The following is an 18,625-nucleotide window of genomic DNA, read 5'->3' on the forward strand; positions in this document are numbered from 1 at the left end:
TCCAGTTTTGGCTCCCTCTCCTTTGCTTCACCAGTTCGCTGACAAGGTCATTAAGGTTAAGGGATTTTTGATTGTAGATTAACGATTTTTGATTTAAGATTTTGTGTTAATAAATAAAAAATAGTCGATTATACGGGGCTCGCACTTCTGAAATCAAAAATCGTTAATCAAAAATCTGCAATCAAATTTATCATTTTATCCTTAATGAAATTGGACTCGAACGAATTAAATAGCTGAAACAAATCACATAATGAGAGCAACAAATGGGATTGCTTCGTTCCTTGCAATGACACAATAATTATTTTAATCCGGTTTTGGCTCCCTCTCCTTTGGAGAGTCCCGTCCCGACGCTTCGGGATCGGGAGGGGCGAGGATTATTCCTGCAATTGTTCCCATGGAAACTATTTCCTCTCTTTCATTAATCATCTTTACTTTACATTTTAATTTTCCAAATCTAAAATATATTTTTTCCGAAATCACAATCACTTTTTCATTTGGGAAAACAGGTTTTAAAAACTCTATTTCTGTTGATGTTAAAGCAATTGAAGTAGTTTTACTAAATTTATCATTTAATAAAAATATGCCTAAGCAAACCAGTCCAATTTGAGCCATAACTTCCGTCAAAATCACTCCTGGAGTTACCGGATGTTCTTTAAAATGTCCTTTATAAAAATCAAGGTTTTCATCAAAAATATAAGTTCCTTCCACCCCATTTTCATCGATTTGAAGGATTTCGTCCACAAATAAAAACGGCTTAGAATACGGTAATTTTGATATAATTTCTTCTTTTCTCATACTTTTTCTATTCCTCCATTTGGGTTAGGGAGCTAAAACTGTAACAAAACCCGTTGTGCCGAAAATCCCGGACCAAAACTCAACATTAATCCTTTCTCTCCTTTTTGGGGTTTGCTGTCCATAATTCGTTCTAATACATACAAAACAGTAGCACTTGACATGTTTCCATACAAGCGTAATACTTCTTTAGTATCGTCAATATTTTTTCCTAAACTGGAAAACAAAGCCTCTACAGTCTGAACAATTTTCTTTCCGCCGGGATGAAAAATAAGATGATCAATAGTTTCAATTTGTAACTTATTTTTTTCTAAAAACGGATAAATTATATCCGGAAAATGAGAAGCAATCGTTTCTGGAACTTCTATGTCCAAGACCATTTGCAAACCAGAATTCGTGAGTTTAAAACCCATCATGTGAATATTATCATAGAAATGATACATCTCCTCCGCTAAAATTTCTGGGCCTTCCTCATCTTGATGGGAAGAAAGCAAAACACAAGCCGCACCGTCGCCAAAAATAGCTGCGCTTACAATATTAGCCATTGAAAAATCATCCAATTGAAATGTAGCTGTTGGGCTTTCAACTGCAATTACAGCAGCCCGTTTTCCGGGATTGGCCTGCAAGAAATTTTTAGCATAAATAATTCCTGAAATTCCTGCCGCACAACCCATTTCAGTTACTGGAAGCCGAACTATATCTTGACGTAATTTTAATTTATTAATCAAATATGCATCTAAAGACGGAATCATAATTCCGGTACAACTTACCGTTATTATATAGTCCAAATCTTCGGGATTCCAATTGGCTTTCTTTAACGCTTTTTCTAAAACTTTTTCACCTAAATCGATGACTTCACGAACATAAATATCATTTCTTTCCTCAAAAGAAGTTTTGGTAAACACTTCGATTGGATCCATTATGGAATACCGTTTATCAACAGCTGCTCCTTCAAAAATTTTCTTTACTTTTCTAATGAAACGCTCATCTTGCCCAACGAGCCAAGCATCCAAAAAAGGGATGATTTCTTCAGTTGTTCTGGAATATTTTGGTAGCTGTTTTGTTACGGTTTTGATTTTTACACTCATATTTTTTTAAGACTTTTAAATGAAAGGCAGATAGATAATAGATTTAAACTTTATGCCTCTTTTATCTTTATGTCTATTGTCGCTTTGTCTTTTTTTATAATCCATTGATAGCGAAAAGCCCATTTCCAATGAATTTTATAGTTTTTAAAACTTAATTTTTCAGAAAAGTGAATCAACTCTTCTTTTTTAAAACCTCTTAAAATTGAAGTTAATCCGTCTTCACGAGACATGTCATTCAATCGAAACACGAAACACAATGCCTGAAATAACCGATAGGCTATTGCGCTTCGGTGTAAATCATTAATAACAATTCCAATAGTTGAATTCGTATAAAACATGTTTAATAAATAAATAATTTCATCGTCTTTGAAATGATGTAATGTTAAAGTACACAGTACAATATCATATTTTAATTCATTAAATGATTTATCAAATATATCTTCACAACGATAGCTAATGTTAGCATAATTTTTAGATAATTTTTGCGCATGACTAATTGTAAAACTATTGGCATCAATGCCTATTAACTGGAATTTTAGCTTGTTTTTTAATCCAAAATCAGCTAAAGTTCGCAACATGTCACCATTGCCACAACCTACGTCTACAATTACAATTTCATTTGATTTTGAAATATTCCCCATCAAATCCTGAACGCCTTGTAAAGTTAGCTGGTTCCCTCCTAAAAGCTGATTGATTTTGGCTATTTTATCTAATGCATCACGCAAGATTTCTCCTTCCATGGCAAAATCATCCATAGTTTCAGGCTGATCAGTTCTGTATTTGGTGTTTATAAACATCTATGAACTTAAAATTATAGGTTTCCCATGCGTTTTTTTTATAATTTTCGGTAATAAAAACGGAAATGCAATCAATATACGCATTAATACACCTGAGAGTTTTTGCTTTTGCAAAAGATTCGATAAAAATCTCCCTATTTTTAGTCTTTGACCAAAATTAGAACTCCATTCCTTACTGTATTTTTCTTCTAGTTCATTTCTGGATTTAATTTCGTTATTGAAATATTTCTCCACTAATTCCGAAACAATTTTAGCACTATGAATAGCCATTGCCATTCCATTTCCACACAAAGGATGGATTAATCCGGCGGTATCTCCAATCATTAAAACATGATTGTCAACTGCTTGCTTTTTTCCGAAAGAAATTTGGCTTATTGTTAATGGTTTTTCGAAAAGCAAATTACTTTTTTCGAAAATTGTTTTTAAATGTGGGTTTTGAGAAACGACGTTATTTTGATATTCTTCAACGTTTTTAAACTTCTTGAAAGTTTCGTAATCTGCTAAATAACAAATATTAATGACATCACCTTCTACTTTTGAAACACCACAATAACCGCCTTTAAAGTTATGCAATCCAACCAAATCACTAGGAAAATCTCCTGAATAATGCCCTTTGACAGCCAACCATGGTGATTTCTTATGAATAAAATTACGATTTAGTTTTTGATCAATAATAGAACGTTTACCAAAAGCTCCAATTACAATTTTAGCTTTTAAAATAGTATTATTTGAAGTTGTTACGATAAATGCTTCATCTTCAAAAGCTATTCCTTCAACTAAATCCTGAATAATTTTACAACCATTTGCAATTGCTTTTTTATATAAATACTCATCCAGCGTATAGCGACTAATTCCAAATCCACCAAGAGGCAAAGTACTTTTAATTGTCTTTCCGTTAACTGTCGAAAATTCAAGTTTTGTAATCGTTGCAGGATATAAATTAGCTATTTTTAAATCTAGCCAATTGAGATAAGGCAATACTTCATTAGAAATATATTCTCCACAAACTTTATGTTTTGGAAATTCATTTTTTTCAATTACAATAACTTGAAATCCAATTTTGGATAAATGAATTGCAGCAGTTAATCCTGCTAAGCCACCACCAATAATTAAGACTTCCTTATTTTTCATACTGAAGTAAATTTATGGATTTGTTTGGGAACGCAGCTATATTATTTAATAAAAAACTTACATAATTAATATTTGCTTCCATAACGATGGTTATTTGTGTATCGTTATTTCAGGACGGGACATAATTCAAAAAAAAAGCTGTTTTATTACAAACAGCTTTTAATTAATTTACAATTTTCCTTCTTTTATTTCTTCTACAATTTCAGGATTTAACAATGTTGTGATATCTCCAAAATTCGAATAATCTCCTTCGGCTATTTTACGTAGAATTCTACGCATGATTTTTCCGGAACGAGTTTTTGGCAAACCGGAAACAAATTGAATTTTATCTAACTTAGCAATTGGACCAATGTGATCCGTTATGTGTTGATTAATCTCTTTAATAAGATTTTCTTTATTTCTAGTTTCTCCGGTTTCTTTTAGAATTACAAAACCATATAAGGCATTTCCTTTGATATCATGAGGGAAGCCTACAATGGCTGACTCCGCTACTGCCGGATGCTCATTAATGGCATCTTCAATAGGAGCTGTCCCTAAATTGTGTCCTGAAACGATAACCACATCATCTACACGACCTGTAATTCTATAATAGCCTACTTCATCACGTAAAGCGCCGTCTCCAGTGAAATATTTACCTGGAAAGGTCGAAAAATACGTATCCTTGTATCGTTGATGATCTCCCCAAATGGTTCTGGCAATTCCAGGCCACGGGAATTTAATACATAAGCTACCTACCACTTGATTGCCTTCAATTTCATTCCGTTTTTCGTCCATTAATACCGGTTGAATCCCTGGTAATGGCAAAGTAGCGTAAGTAGGTTTAGTTGGCGTCACAAAGGCAATTGGAGAAATCATAATTCCACCCGTTTCAGTTTGCCACCACGTATCCACAACGGGACATCTTTTATCTCCAACATGGTCATTATACCAGTGCCAAGCTTCTTCGTTGATGGGTTCCCCCACTGAACCGATTACTTTTAATGATTTTAAAGGGAATTTTTGTACATATTCTAAGCTTTCTTTTGCTAAAGCACGAATAGCCGTTGGTGCAGTGTAAAACTGGGTAACTTTATGTTTTTCGATAATTTCCCAGAAACGACTAAAATCAGGATAAGAAGGAACGCCTTCAAAAATAACAGTTGTCCCACCATTCAATAATGGACCATATAAAGCATAAGAATGTCCAGTAATCCAGCCTATATCAGCGGTACACCAAAAAATGTCATTTTCTTCATGATTAAAAACATTTTTAAACGTGTAAGCAGTATAAACCATGTATCCTGCTGTAGTATGTACCATTCCTTTTGGTTTACCAGTAGAACCAGAAGTGTAAAGGATAAACAATGGATCTTCGGCATCCATGATTTCAGCAACATTGTTATCTGAAGCCTCGTCTAAAAGAGGTTGCAACCATTGGTCACGACCTTCTTTCATATCTACAGAAGTATTCGTTCTTTTAACCACTAAAACATTTGAAACACAAGGACAAATTGTCAATGCTTCATCAATTATTCCTTTTAAATCAATAGTTTTATTACCACGGTAACCACCATCTGACGTGATGACCATTTTGCATTCACTATCGTTAATTCTTGTTGCAACTGCCGAAGCCGAAAATCCTGCAAAAACAACCGAATGGATGGCTCCAATTCTGGCACAAGCCAAAGTTGTTACAGCAAGTTCAGGAATCATTGGTAAATAAATACAAACACGATCTCCTTTTTTTATGCCTTGTTCACGCAATACGTTTGCCATTTTACAAACACGTTGGTGTAATTCATTATAGGTTATATGTAAAGCAACTTCTGTAGGATCATTAGGTTCAAAAATAATAGCAGTTTTATCACCTCTTTTAGCAAGATGTCTATCGATGCAGTTTTTGGTCATATTCACTTTAGCTTCAGTAAACCATTTTACTTCGGCTTCAGCCATATTAAAATCGACAACTTTATCCCATTGTTGGTACCAAGTAAAATTTTCTTCTGCTATTTTGCTCCAAAATTTTCTGGGCTCACGAACTGATTTATTATAATGTTTAAAATATTGTTCTAAATTATCAATTTTATAGTAGCTCATGTTTTTTAATTTTTTATAAAAGTATTAAATCTCAAGCTATTCTTAATATTATTTAAATTATAAATTCCTATATAAATTTAAATATTAAATAAAAAAAATAACTTTTTAATGATAATTTGTTCGTTTTTTACTGTTTTTTAAAATTTTGATACAAACAAAAAAAGCGAGATAGAATATCTACCCCGCCTTTTATCTCAACAAAATTTAACAACAATAATTTTACTAATAAAAATATGCATTATTATAATAGCAATTGAAACCTCTCAAAAAGTAAATTCAGATATTAAAAAGTAGTACCTAATTCTATTTTAGAAAGGAATTACTTCACTTAACTTTCGAACTCATTCGAAGTTAAGTGAATGTAATATGCATCCATATCTCTTTTTCTTTTAATAAGTGCTTACTAATTCAAAATATTATGGATTCAAATGATATAATGCAAATCCCAACACACCCTCTTATGTGTGTAATTCCTATTTTTATTAACCTATTTTTTTCATAGCAGTCATAGATTCTCTCAACCACTCTCCTACTTCTTCAATAGGGTGTTGACGAATACTTTTATTTACTGCAATAAGAACCGCATTATCAACACCATTTGAAGTAGAAAAAGATTTTCCAATTACATTTGTGTCAATAGTTTTCATGAAATCAGTCAATAACGGTTTACAAGCATGGTCAAATAAATAACAACCATATTCTGCAGTATCCGAAATGATTCTGTTCATTTCATATAATTTTTTTCTTGCTACTGTATTAGCAATCAAAGGCAATTCATGTAAAGATTCGTAGTAAGCTGATTCTTCAATGATTCCTGATTGTGTCATTGTTTCGAAAGCCAATTCTACTCCCGCTTTAACCATGGCAATCATTAAAACACCATTATCAAAATATTCTTGTTCTGAAATATGAGCTGCTGTTGGTGCCGTTTTTTCGAAGTTAGTTTCTGCAGTTGCAGCTCTCCAAGTCAATAAATTAACATCATTATTATCCCAGTCAATCATCATGTTTCTTGAAAATTCTCCAGAAATGATATCGTCTTGATGTTTTTGGAATAACGGACGCATGATATCTTTCAATTCTTCCGAAATTTCGTAAGCTTCGATTTTTGCAGGATTAGAAAGACGATCCATCATATTTGTAATTCCACCATGTTTCAAAGCTTCAGTTACAGTTTCCCAACCGTATTGGATTAATTTTGAAGCGTAAGCTGGCTCGATTCCTTTTTCAACCATTTTGTCGAAACATAAAATTGAACCTGTTTGTAACATTCCACAAAGAATGGTTTGTTCTCCCATTAAATCCGATTTTACTTCAGCTACAAATGAAGAGTTCAAAACCCCTGCTCTATGTCCTCCAGTAGCAACTGCATACGCTTTTGCTTGTTCAAAACCTTCACCGTTTGGATTATTTTCAGGGTGAACTGCGATTAAAGTTGGTACACCAAAACCTCTTTTATATTCTTCACGTACCTCAGATCCTGGACATTTAGGAGCACACATAATAACTGTGATGTCTTTACGAATTTGCATTCCTTCTTCCACGATATTAAAACCATGAGAATACGCTAATGTTGAACCGTTTTTCATCAAAGGCATGATTGCTGTTACTACAGCTGTATGTTGCTTATCTGGTGTAAGGTTACAAACCAAATCAGCAGTTGGAATTAATTCTTCATAAGTTCCCACTTTGAAACCATTATCAGCAGCATTCATGTAAGAAGCTCTTTTTTGAGCAATTGCTTCTGCACGCAATGCGTAAGAAATATCTAAACCTGAATCTCTCATGTTTAAACCTTGGTTCAAACCTTGAGCTCCACAACCTACGATAACTACTTTTTTTCCTGCTAATGCTGCTATGCCATTTGAAAATTCTGATTGATCCATGAATTCGCAAACGCCTAATTGTTCTAATTGTAATCTAAGTGGTAATGAATTGAAATAATTTGCCATTTTTTTTAATATTTAATGAATGTGAAATTTATAATTAATTTAAAAATTTAAAGAATTGAATATTCCGGTTTATTTAATGTTACAAAACTGAATACTCAAAACTGAACACTGAACACTTTCTAAGAAAGCTCTTCTAATAAAGTTGATATTTCCATTTTTTCTTTGGAAACCGATATTCTTCCTGAACGTACAAATTGCATGATTCCGAAAGGTTTTAATTTTTCGTATAATTCTTCAATCTCAGAACGTCTTCCTGATTTTGAAATTACAAAAAAGTCTCTTGATACGGTAACGATTTCTGAATGACTTTCTTTGATGATATTTTGTATTTGTCTTTCGTCAAATAACAAACTCGAATTTATTTTGAACAAAGCACTTTCCAAGAAAATAGTTTCTTCATCAACATGATAAAAGGCTTTGATTACTTCGATTTGTTTTTCGATTTGACCTACAATATTTCGCACCCATTTTTCAGTTGTGTCCACTACAATGATGAATCTGGAAACGTTTTCAATTTCTGATTCGGATACATTTAAACTTAAAATATTGATATGGCGTTTCAAGAATATTCCTGATATTCTGTTTAATAAGCCAACGTTGTTTTCTGAATAAACAGAAATGGTGAATGTTTTATTTTCCATAATATTAACTTAATCGCATATCAGAAACCGATGCTCCTGTTGGAATCATTGGGAATACATTATTTTCTTTTTCTACCATAACTTCAAGGAAGTACGATTCTTTTGAAGCCATCATTTCAGCAACGGCCGCATCTAAATCTTCTCTTTTGGTCACTTTTTTGGCTTTAATATAATAGCCTTCAGCAATCGCTATAAAATTAGGATTGATCATTTCAGTAGAAGCATATCTTTTGTCAAAAAACAATTGTTGCCACTGACGTACCATACCTAAAAATTCGTTGTTCAAGACCACAATTTTCACAGGAACTTTAGTTTGAAAAATAGTTCCTAGTTCCTGAATAGTCATTTGAAAACCACCATCACCAATAATGGCAACCACTTCACGTTCTGGCATTCCCATTTTGGCACCAATAGCAGCCGGTAAAGCAAATCCCATAGTTCCTAAACCACCGGAAGTTACATTACTTTTTGTAGAATTGAATTTGGCATAACGGCAAGCAAACATTTGGTGTTGCCCCACATCCGAAACCATAATTGCGTCACCTTTAGAATGTTTGTTAATCATTTCGATAGTTTCCCCCATAGAAATTCCTTCTTTCTTAGGTTTTAACTCCTCATTGATTACCGCTTCCAGTTCAATTTTATACATTTCCTTGAACTCATTGTGCCAAGATTCATGTGTATTACTTTTGATTAAAGGAAGTAAAGCAGTCAGCGATTCTTTGACATCAGCTAAAACAGCCACAGTTGTTTTTACATTTTTATCAATTTCGGAAGGATCAATTTCAAAGTGAATTACTTTAGCTTGTTTCGCATAAGTAGCTAAATTTCCTGTAACACGGTCGTCAAAACGCATTCCAAGTGCAATCAAAACATCACATTCATTTGTTAATAAATTAGGTCCGTAATTTCCGTGCATTCCTAACATTCCTACATTCAAAGGGTGATCTGTTGGCAATGCCGAAAGTCCTAAAATAGTCCAAGCGGCAGGAATTCCTGATTTTTCAACTAATGCTTTTAATTGTTCTTCGGCTTCACCAAGGATAATTCCCTGACCAAAAACGATATATGGTTTTTTTGCATTATTAATTAGTTCCGCAGCCTCTTTAACCTTTTCAATATCTAAAGTTGGCTTTGGATTGTAACTTCTAATGCTGGTACATTTTTTATAACTAAATTCAATTTCGTCAAATTGCGCATTCTTTGTAATATCAATTAAAACGGGACCTGGACGACCTGATCTTGCAATATAAAATGCTTTTGCAATAATTTCAGGTATTTCATGTGCCTCTGTAATTTGATAATTCCATTTGGTAACCGGAGTCGAAATTCCAATAATATCAGTTTCTTGAAACGCATCTGAACCTAATAAATGTTTTCCTACCTGACCTGTGATACAAACCATCGGAGTGGAATCAATCTGAGCATCAGCAATTCCAGTTACAAGATTTGTTGCTCCAGGGCCTGAAGTAGCTATTGCCACTCCAACTTTTCCTGTTGCTCTTGCAAATCCTTGAGCGGCATGAGTTGCACCTTGCTCGTGACGTACTAAAACATGTTGTAATTGATCTTGAAATTTATATAATTCGTCGTAAACCGGCATGATGGCACCACCTGGATAGCCATAAACCAAGTCTACTCCTTCTTCTAATAAGCATCTAATAACGGCTTCTGCGCCTGATATTTTATTTGTTCCCATGGGTACGTTTATTATTTTTCCTCATCCCTCCCGAAACTTCGGGGCTCTCCAAAAGAAAGTTAGTCGAGATTGATATAGTATTCTTATTTTTTACTTTCAAATAAAAGTCCAAACCCTATTATTATTTCCCTTTCGGGAGTTAGGGAATTATTTATCGGTTACACATCCTTCAGAGGCACTGGAGACCGAACGCATATATTTAAGTAACACTCCTTGTTTAATTGGTGATTCTGGTTGAACCCAGTTGGCTTTACGTTTTGCCAATTCTTCGTCAGATATTTTCATGTTGATAGTATTTTTCACAGCATCAATTGTAATCACATCACCGTTTTCTATCAAAGCAATTCCTCCACCTTCATAGGCTTCTGGAGTAACGTGTCCTACCACAAAACCGTGAGAACCTCCAGAGAAACGTCCGTCAGTAATCAAAGCGACAGTACTTCCTAAACCAGCTCCCATAATGGCAGATGTTGGTTTTAACATTTCAGACATACCAGGGCCACCTTTTGGACCACAGTAACGAATAATCACTACGTTTCCAGGCTTAACTTCACCTCCTTGTATACCTTTAATAACATCTTTTTCATTTTCATAAACTACTGCTGTACCTTCAAAAAACTCTCCTTCTTTTCCGCTAATTTTAGCCACACAACCTTCTGAAGCTAAGTTTCCGTATAGAATTTGAATATTTCCAGTAGCTTTTAATGCTTTTTGGATTTCATGAATTACTTCTTGGCCATCATGTAAATCAGGAATTGAAGCTAAATTTTCAGCTATTGTTTTTCCTGTTACTGTCAAACATTCACCGTGTAAGAAACCTTCTTTTAATAAATATTTCATTACTGCTGGAACACCTCCTACATTATGTAAATCTTCCATTAAATATTTACCACTTGGTTTCAAATCGGCTAATAATGGTGTTTTATCGCTGATATCCTGGAAATCTTTTAATGTGAGTTCAATACCTACTGCGTGAGCCATTGCAATTAAGTGCATCACTGCATTTGTAGAACCTCCTAAAACTGCTACCATCGTAATTGCATTTTCAAATGCTTTACGAGTCATAATGTCTCTAGGCTTAATATCTTTTTCTAGTAATATTTTGATTGCTTTACCAGCATCAGCACATTCTTGTTTCTTTTCCGGACTCAAAGCAGGATTAGAAGAACTGTAAGGCAAACTCATTCCTAATGCTTCAATTGCTGATGACATGGTGTTAGCAGTGTACATTCCACCACAAGCACCTGCACCTGGACAAGCATTTTGTATTACTCCTTTGAAATCTTCAGGTGTAATAGAATTGCTGAATTTTTTTCCTAATGCTTCAAAAGCAGAAACAATATTCAAATCTTCACCTTTCCATTTTCCTGGGTGAATTGATCCTCCGTAAACCATAATAGAAGGGCGATTTACTCTACCCATAGCCATTAACGCCCCTGGCATATTTTTATCACAACCTGGAACAGCAATCATACCATCATACCATTGCGCTCCCATAACTGTTTCAATAGAATCTGCAATTACATCACGAGAAACTAAAGAAAAACGCATTCCATCATTACCATTAGAAATACCATCACTTACACCAATAGTATTAAAAATCAAACCCACTAAATCTTCTTTCCAGACGCCAGTCTTAATATCTTTAGCCAAATCGTTTAAGTGCATGTTACAAGGATTTCCATCGTAACCCATACTCACAATTCCTACCTGCGCTTTTTTAAGATCCTCTTCTGTCAAACCAATTCCGTAAAACATCGCTTGAGAAGCTGGTTGTGTTTCGTCTTGGGTGATTGTTTTACTGTATTTATTTAATTCCATTATATGATTGTTTCTGTATTTTTAAATTTATTCCAAAAAAAAACCTTCCAAAATAATTGGAAGGTTTTAAATATTTTTTTAATTATATCTATAACATTCCTACTGCATATGTGATTACCACATTGACATTAATAATTGAAGACATAATAGTTACGATTTTCATTTTTTTATTTTCATCAAAAGTATGAAAAACAAATAGAACAAAAAAACAGAACCTTAAAATTATAAGCACTTTTCAATTATTAAATGCATTTTGATCATTGTTTTGTTAAACAATAGTCGATTGTCCTATTTGGACATTGTCACTTTTAAAATATAAATCGTCTTTACTTAAAATGACATTCGAAATAAAGTCTCCAACTTCATTGGTACCAAATTTTGAATCTGCTTTCAAATCTATTGTCACCACATTATATTCAATCGCTTTTTCTACTGCTTCGTACACTTTTTTAGCTTCTTTATGAAGTCCAAAATGTTCTAAAAGCATTGCTGCTGATAAAATGGAAGCAATTGGATTTGCTATATTTTTTCCTTTTGCTTGCGGATAAGAACCATGAATGGGTTCAAAAAGCGCATTTTTATTTCCTAATGATGCGGAAGCCAATAGTCCTATAGAACCTGTAATGACGCTGGCTTCATCAGATAATATATCTCCGAATAAATTTTCAGTCAAAATGACATCAAATTGTTTTGGATTTAGGATAATTTGCATCGCAGCATTATCAACAAAAAGAAAATCCAATAGTACATCAGGATAATTTTCACTCACTTTTTTGACGACTTTTCTCCATAATCGAGAAGTTTCAAGCACATTAGCTTTATCCACCATAGTTACTTTTTTACGTCTGTTTTGTGCCGCTTTAAAAGCCAAATGAGTAATTCTGGTGATTTCTTCTTCTGAATATTCGCATAAATCAGAAGCGATTGTACCAGCATCGTTCAATTTTTTTTCACCAAAATAAACACCTCCGGTAAGTTCTCTGAAAATAGTAAAATCTGCCCCTTCGATTATATGTCTCTTTAAAGGAGAAGAATCTAACAAGGACTTATATGGTTTTATAGGTCGGATATTTGCAAAAAGACCTAATTCTTTTCTCAATTTTAATAATCCTTGCTCCGGACGAACTTTAGCACTAGGATTGTTGTCGTATTTTGGATCACCAATAGCGCCAAACAAAACTGCATCTGTATTAAGGCAAAGATTAAGGGTTTGTTCCGGAAGAGGTTTTCCGGTTTTATCTATGGCAACAGCACCCATAAGTGCATCTTCAAAAACAAATTCATGATCATAAACCACACCTATAGCGTACAAAGTTTTCTTTGCTTGTAAGATCACCTCTGGTCCTATTCCATCTCCTGACAGTACTGCTATTTTTAAATTCATGGTTTAGTTTTTTATATACTTATACTATTATGTAAATAGTGTTTTTATTAGCTTCTTATCAAATCGCTTTGTATTTTACAAGCTTCAATAATTTGATGAATATCATCATCTAAAACTTCTTTTTTGATGTCAGCAAATTTTAAGAACTCAATATAAACTACATCCAATTGTACTTTAGTAAGTTCATATCCTACTTTTTTTGCTCTGTATGCCAATGCTGCTCTACCACTTCTGGCGGTAAGAACTATTGAAGACTCATTAACCCCTACATCCAAAGGATCCATGATTTCATAAGTTGCTCTGTTTTTAATCACACCGTCCTGATGAATTCCTGAACTGTGTGCAAAAGCATTAGCACCAACAATCGCTTTATTTGGTTGCACCATCATTCCCATACTTTCAGAAACCAAGCGACTCATTTCGTTCAACTGTTTCGTATTGATATCAGTATATAGATTCAAATAAGGATGTTGCTTAAAAATCATTACTACTTCTTCAAGTGCAGTGTTTCCAGCTCTTTCCCCTATTCCATTTATGGTACATTCTATTTGTCTTGCTCCGTTTACAGCTCCAGCAATAGAATTAGCGGTAGCCATTCCTAAATCATTATGACAATGACAAGAAAGAATAACATTTTCAATACCTTTTACATTTTCTTTTAGGTATTTTATTTTTGCACCATATTCTTCCGGTAAGCAATATCCGGTAGTATCTGGGATATTAAGTACTGTAGCTCCTGATTTTATTACTTCTTCACAAACTCTTGCCAAGAAATCATTATCAGTTCTACCAGCATCTTCTGCATAAAACTCTACATCTTCAACATACGATTTAGCATGTGAAACTGCAAATTTTGCTCTAGCAATAATATCTTCTCTAGTAGTATTTAATTTATGTATTATATGTGAATTTGAAGTTCCGATTCCAGTATGAATACGTGGTTTTTTAGCATGTTTTAAAGCAGCTGCAGCAACATCTATATCATTTTTTACTGCTCTGGTTAAACCACAAACAGTTGCATTTTTTACAATCTTACTAATTTCAGAAACAGATAAAAAATCACCTGGACTAGAAACAGGAAAACCAGCTTCTATAATGTCAACACCCATTTCGTCTAAGCGATTTGCTATAACGAGTTTTTGATTGGTATCTAATTTACATCCTGGGACCTGTTCTCCATCTCGTAAAGTGGTATCAAAAATTTGAACTTTCTCTCTATTCATTTTCATTTATTTAATGTAATTTCACATCTCGATAACAAATTTATATTTCATTACTTTAATATAAAACTCATTTTAACGAAATATACTGCTTATAAAGATAATTAAAACTTTATAACATATTGATTAACAAGCTATTAAGCTACAATATTTTACAATGGCTAACCATCAAAAAGATTTCTTATTTGTATTAATAAAATCCCTTTCTAAGTCTGAAAAAAGACAATTTAAGATTTTTGCCAGCCGACTCGAGACGAGTTCCAATACAAAATTCATTGAATTATTCAATATTTTAGACAAATCAGAAGTCTATGATGAGAAACTTATTTTGAAAAGCGGTATTATTAAAAAAGTACAATTATCCAACCTGAAGTCCTATTTATACAAACAGATTTTAGTGAGTATTAGATTGAATATTCCGAGTCAAAACATTCGCTATCAGCTAAGGGAACAAATTGATTTTGCCGCTATATTGTACAATAAAGGTTTGTACAAACAAAGCTTAAAAATATTAGATAAAACAAAGATTCTGGCATTAGAAAATGACGAAAAACTCATGGCGTATGAGATTGTAGAATTCGAAAAATTAATTGAATCCCAATACATTACGCGAAGTATTCAAGGGCGTGCTGATGAGTTAGTTATTCAAGCGAAGGAGTTAAATTATCGCAATACTATTTCCAGCAAATTATCTAATTTATCTTTGCAGTTATACGGTATAATGCTAAAAACCGGTTATGTAAAAAGTGACGAGGAGTACAAGTATATAGACGACTATTTCAACAAGCACATTTCTAAATTTGACGAGAAAAAATTTGGATTTCGCGAAAAATACTGGTTTTATAATGCCAATCTTTGGCATAGTTTCTTAGTGCAAGACTTTTTAGCCAGCTATAAATATGCCTACAAATGGGTCACTCTTTTTTATGACAACCCCAATATGATTTACCTAAATCCTGTATTTTTCTTAAAAGGAAATCATTATTTACTGGAATCTTTATATATGCTCAAATACAAAACAAAATTCAAGAAATATTTATTACTTCTGGAAGAAACCATCAAAGATCCACGCTTTCCCGTAAACGATAATATAGCTTCTTTGTCATTCCTGTATTTGTACAATAACAAATTAAATTATCATATTCTAGAAGGTACTTTTGCTGAAAGCGAATACTTAATTCCTGAAGTTTTAGATAAATTAAAAATACACAGTGAACATCTTGATGAACATCACGAAATGTTGTTTTACTATAAAATAGCTTCTATTTATTTTGGTAACGAAAAGTATAATGAATCCATCTTTTATTTGGAGAAAATCATAAACAACAAAAATCTTACGATGCGGGAAGATTTAATGTGTTTTTCTCGAATACTTTGCCTGATAGCTCATTATGAATTGGGTAAGGATTATTATTTGGAAAACCAATTGAAAAACACCTATAAATTTTTGTTGAAAATGAATGATTTGCATGAAGTCCAAAAGGAAATTATCAAATTCATGAAAAACTTAAATTCTATTTACCCTGGTGATATCAAAAAAGAATTTGTAAAAATGAGAGAGCGATTTATCGAATTGGAAAAAAACAAGTACGAAAAAAGAGCCTTTCTTTATCTTGATATCATCTCTTGGCTAGAAAGTAAAATTGAAAACCGAAAAATCAGCGATATCATTAAGGAAAAAGCGAAATTGAGTAATCGATAAGGTTTTAGCAACAAGAAAGGAGGTTTTAAAGCCTCCTTTCTTGTTGCTATTTAATACAATTCTTTTTCGCCATCAATAATCATAGGCAGATAAACAAACTCAACTTCCGACAAATCTTCCTTTAAATAAAAAAACATGTCGTTCAACTTGTAAAACCATTCTTTATCAAATTACACTTTATTGATGTCACGTCTTTTATTAGCAATTTTTCTCTTAAAGGCTTCATTGTAACTTTATATAATTATTTTTTTTTCAAAATTAAAATACCGAACAATACTACCCAAATTATTACGCTAATTTATCTGTTTTATAAAGAATTGGAGCTTCTTGCAACAATGGTTTCGAATTTTCGAAAAACGACTGAATATAAGACTGTTGATTATGGTTATCCAATCCGTTTTGATTTTCCCAAATTTCATGAAAAATAAAGGTGTTGGGTTCATCATAACTTTGATGCAAATCATATTGAAGACAAGCCGCTTCTTTTGTGGAATTTTGAACCAAATCGAGTAAAAGAGATTTCAATGTCTCTATACTTTCCGGTTTACTTTTTATGATTACTGTTAGATTTATTGGCATAATTAATTTAAAAATAATTGTGTTAAATGGTTATGATACAATTTAATATCGTTGTCTACATCAGCATTTTTTTCAATATCATGAAAATGAATACTTTGTAACGGTTTCATGCCTATAAAAGCGTTCATTCGGTGAAAACCAAATAACGGTCCTTCATCAACGCTATGTTGATTAAAAAATTCTCCCGGCAAAGTAAAAGCTTCTTTTGGTGCATTCCAAGATGTCGTTAACATATATTTTTTGCCATGAAGCATTCCACCAGTTCCATAATTAATCGTTGGATTTTCCGCGGAACGCCCGTCACTTTTATAAATTCCTTTTGAATGCCCTTCGGTGAAAACGACATCAATGTATTTTTTAAATCCGTGAGGCAACTGAAACCACCATATTGGCGTGTGGTAAATGATTACATCTGCCCAAACAAATTTTTCAACTTCAGAAACTGGATTGTACTCCTCATTGATATTCGTTGTTTTTACTTCAAAATCGCTATTGTTTTTGAAAAAATTTAAGGTTTCATTCGAAATGGTTTCATTAAATCTTCCTCCTGAATGACCAAACTTTTGTCCGCCATTGATTATAAATATTTTTGTCATGATTTATGTTTTTAATTTGATGCTGCAAAGTTAGAACGACAAAGTCTATTATTAAAATAACTTAATTCATACCTTTGTATCATAATTATAATAGTTATGTTGAATTTAGAATGGTATCGAACGTTTAAAGCGGTTTACAAAACAGGAACACTAACTAGTGCTGCGGAAGTATTATTTATTTCACAACCTGGTGTGAGTCTGCATTTGAGTTCCTTGGAAAATTATGTGGGCTATAAATTATTTGACCGAACAGGTCGAAAAATGGTTCCCACCGAAAAAGGAAAAGTACTCTACAACTTCATCATAGAGGCATTGGCTAAATTAGAAGAAGCCGAAAAAAATTTTCAAAGAAGCACCGAAAAAAACACACCAACCATAAGCGTAGGAATGTGTTTTGAAACTTTCCAAATTACACTGGAACAGTATATTTCAACCTTACCATTTAATGTTATCATTCAGTTTGGCGAATATCCGGAAATGGTCGAAAGTTTAGAAAAAGGGATTCTTGATTTAATCATCACTCCACAAATGGTGGTTAAAAACACAATTGAATATCAGGCATTTTCATCAGAAACTATTGTACTTGTTGGCGGAAGTGAAATTGACGATTCGGAATTCAATTTGATAGAAAAAAAGGAAAGTATAGAAGAAATCGAACTTTGGCTAAAGCAACAAAAATGGTACGGAACTACTGGGGATATGGAGCATTTACGTCGTTTTTGGCAATTAAATTTTAATAAACATCCTGATTTTAGACCTAATTATATTGTTCCAAATCTAAATTCTATCGTGCGTTGTTTGAGCAGTGGCAAGGGATTGGCTGTTGTTCCTGATTTTCTTTGCAAAAAAGAAATTGACAATGGTTCAATTAAAATGATTTGGGAAGGGAAAACGCCACTAAAGAATACGCTCTATTTTGCAACCAGAAAAAAAACAATGTATCAGGAAGAAATAGCTTTGATTAAGAAAATATTTCTGGAATTAAACTAAAACACTGCGTTCTGAAAATATTTATTACTTTTAAAGAATACTTAAAAATTTAAAACTATGAATGGATTTTTTAAAACAATATTAGCAGGTTACGGCGCCAAAAAATTAGGTGGTGGCTGTTTTGGCACAATTATTATTTTTATAATACTCTATTGGC

General features: G+C 33.0%; 15 protein-coding genes. 2 read left to right on the forward strand and 13 right to left on the reverse strand.

The annotated features are described in order from the left end of the window. Window positions 1–303 precede the first annotated feature (303 nt). From ACM55F_RS15990 to ACM55F_RS16040, 11 genes are all read right to left on the reverse strand, one after another. Window positions 304–795: a 3-hydroxyacyl-ACP dehydratase FabZ family protein gene (locus ACM55F_RS15990; RefSeq protein ID WP_416854835.1), complete on the reverse strand. Its 492-nt coding sequence runs from the start codon at window positions 793–795 to the stop codon at window positions 304–306. Between the two features lie 32 nt (window positions 796–827). Continuing rightward, on the reverse strand, window positions 828–1,880 hold the full coding sequence (locus ACM55F_RS15995; RefSeq protein WP_416854836.1) for a type III polyketide synthase: 1,053 nt from the start codon (window positions 1,878–1,880) through the stop codon (window positions 828–830). A 50-nt stretch (window positions 1,881–1,930) separates the two neighbouring features. Further along, window positions 1,931–2,677, reverse strand: coding sequence for a methyltransferase domain-containing protein (locus ACM55F_RS16000; protein ID WP_416854837.1), 747 nt, complete (start codon window positions 2,675–2,677; stop codon window positions 1,931–1,933). Then, on the reverse strand, window positions 2,678–3,808 hold the full coding sequence (locus tag ACM55F_RS16005; RefSeq protein ID WP_416854838.1) for an NAD(P)/FAD-dependent oxidoreductase: 1,131 nt from the start codon (window positions 3,806–3,808) through the stop codon (window positions 2,678–2,680). It abuts the gene before it with no gap. A gap of 168 nt (window positions 3,809–3,976) precedes the next feature. After that, the gene (gene acs, locus ACM55F_RS16010; protein WP_416854839.1) at window positions 3,977–5,884 is read right to left on the reverse strand and encodes an acetate--CoA ligase; all 1,908 of its coding nucleotides are present in this window, start codon (window positions 5,882–5,884) and stop codon (window positions 3,977–3,979) included. 482 nt (window positions 5,885–6,366) lie between these two features. Further along, entirely contained in the window at window positions 6,367–7,836 is a 1,470-nt protein-coding gene (gene ilvC, locus ACM55F_RS16015) for a ketol-acid reductoisomerase (protein ID WP_416854840.1), read from the reverse strand. A gap of 119 nt (window positions 7,837–7,955) precedes the next feature. Next, a complete protein-coding gene (gene ilvN, locus ACM55F_RS16020) occupies window positions 7,956–8,477 on the reverse strand; it encodes an acetolactate synthase small subunit (RefSeq protein ID WP_416854841.1) in 522 nt (173 codons plus the stop codon). Window positions 8,478–8,481: 4 nt separating this feature from the next. Further along, window positions 8,482–10,176, reverse strand: a complete 1,695-nt coding sequence (ilvB, locus tag ACM55F_RS16025) for a biosynthetic-type acetolactate synthase large subunit (RefSeq protein ID WP_416854842.1) — start codon at window positions 10,174–10,176, stop codon at window positions 8,482–8,484. A gap of 147 nt (window positions 10,177–10,323) precedes the next feature. Further along, the gene (gene ilvD / locus ACM55F_RS16030; protein WP_039108086.1) at window positions 10,324–11,997 is read right to left on the reverse strand and encodes a dihydroxy-acid dehydratase; all 1,674 of its coding nucleotides are present in this window, start codon (window positions 11,995–11,997) and stop codon (window positions 10,324–10,326) included. A gap of 268 nt (window positions 11,998–12,265) precedes the next feature. Continuing rightward, entirely contained in the window at window positions 12,266–13,381 is a 1,116-nt protein-coding gene (gene leuB, locus ACM55F_RS16035) for a 3-isopropylmalate dehydrogenase (protein ID WP_416854843.1), read from the reverse strand. A gap of 47 nt (window positions 13,382–13,428) precedes the next feature. Further along, the gene (locus ACM55F_RS16040) at window positions 13,429–14,604 is read right to left on the reverse strand and encodes a 2-isopropylmalate synthase (RefSeq protein WP_082014141.1); all 1,176 of its coding nucleotides are present in this window, start codon (window positions 14,602–14,604) and stop codon (window positions 13,429–13,431) included. 154 nt (window positions 14,605–14,758) lie between these two features. Here ACM55F_RS16040 and ACM55F_RS16045 point away from each other — a divergent pair, with 154 nt between their 5' ends. Next, complete coding sequence (locus tag ACM55F_RS16045; protein WP_416854844.1) at window positions 14,759–16,303, forward strand: hypothetical protein; 1,545 nt, start codon at window positions 14,759–14,761, stop codon at window positions 16,301–16,303. 288 nt (window positions 16,304–16,591) lie between these two features. On the opposite strand, the gene ACM55F_RS16050 is transcribed toward ACM55F_RS16045, so the two are convergent. Together ACM55F_RS16050 and ACM55F_RS16055 are read right to left on the reverse strand one after the other, a co-directional pair. Further along, window positions 16,592–16,882: a putative quinol monooxygenase gene (locus ACM55F_RS16050; protein WP_416854846.1), complete on the reverse strand. Its 291-nt coding sequence runs from the start codon at window positions 16,880–16,882 to the stop codon at window positions 16,592–16,594. Window positions 16,883–16,884: 2 nt separating this feature from the next. Continuing rightward, window positions 16,885–17,478, reverse strand: a complete 594-nt coding sequence (locus ACM55F_RS16055; RefSeq protein WP_416854847.1) for an NAD(P)H-dependent oxidoreductase — start codon at window positions 17,476–17,478, stop codon at window positions 16,885–16,887. Between the two features lie 96 nt (window positions 17,479–17,574). Here ACM55F_RS16055 and ACM55F_RS16060 point away from each other — a divergent pair, with 96 nt between their 5' ends. Continuing rightward, window positions 17,575–18,468: a LysR family transcriptional regulator gene (locus tag ACM55F_RS16060; RefSeq protein WP_416854848.1), complete on the forward strand. Its 894-nt coding sequence runs from the start codon at window positions 17,575–17,577 to the stop codon at window positions 18,466–18,468. Window positions 18,469–18,625: the final 157 nt, after the last annotated feature.

Source organism: Flavobacterium melibiosi (assembly GCF_048158545.1).
Taxonomy (GTDB): domain Bacteria; phylum Bacteroidota; class Bacteroidia; order Flavobacteriales; family Flavobacteriaceae; genus Flavobacterium; species Flavobacterium melibiosi.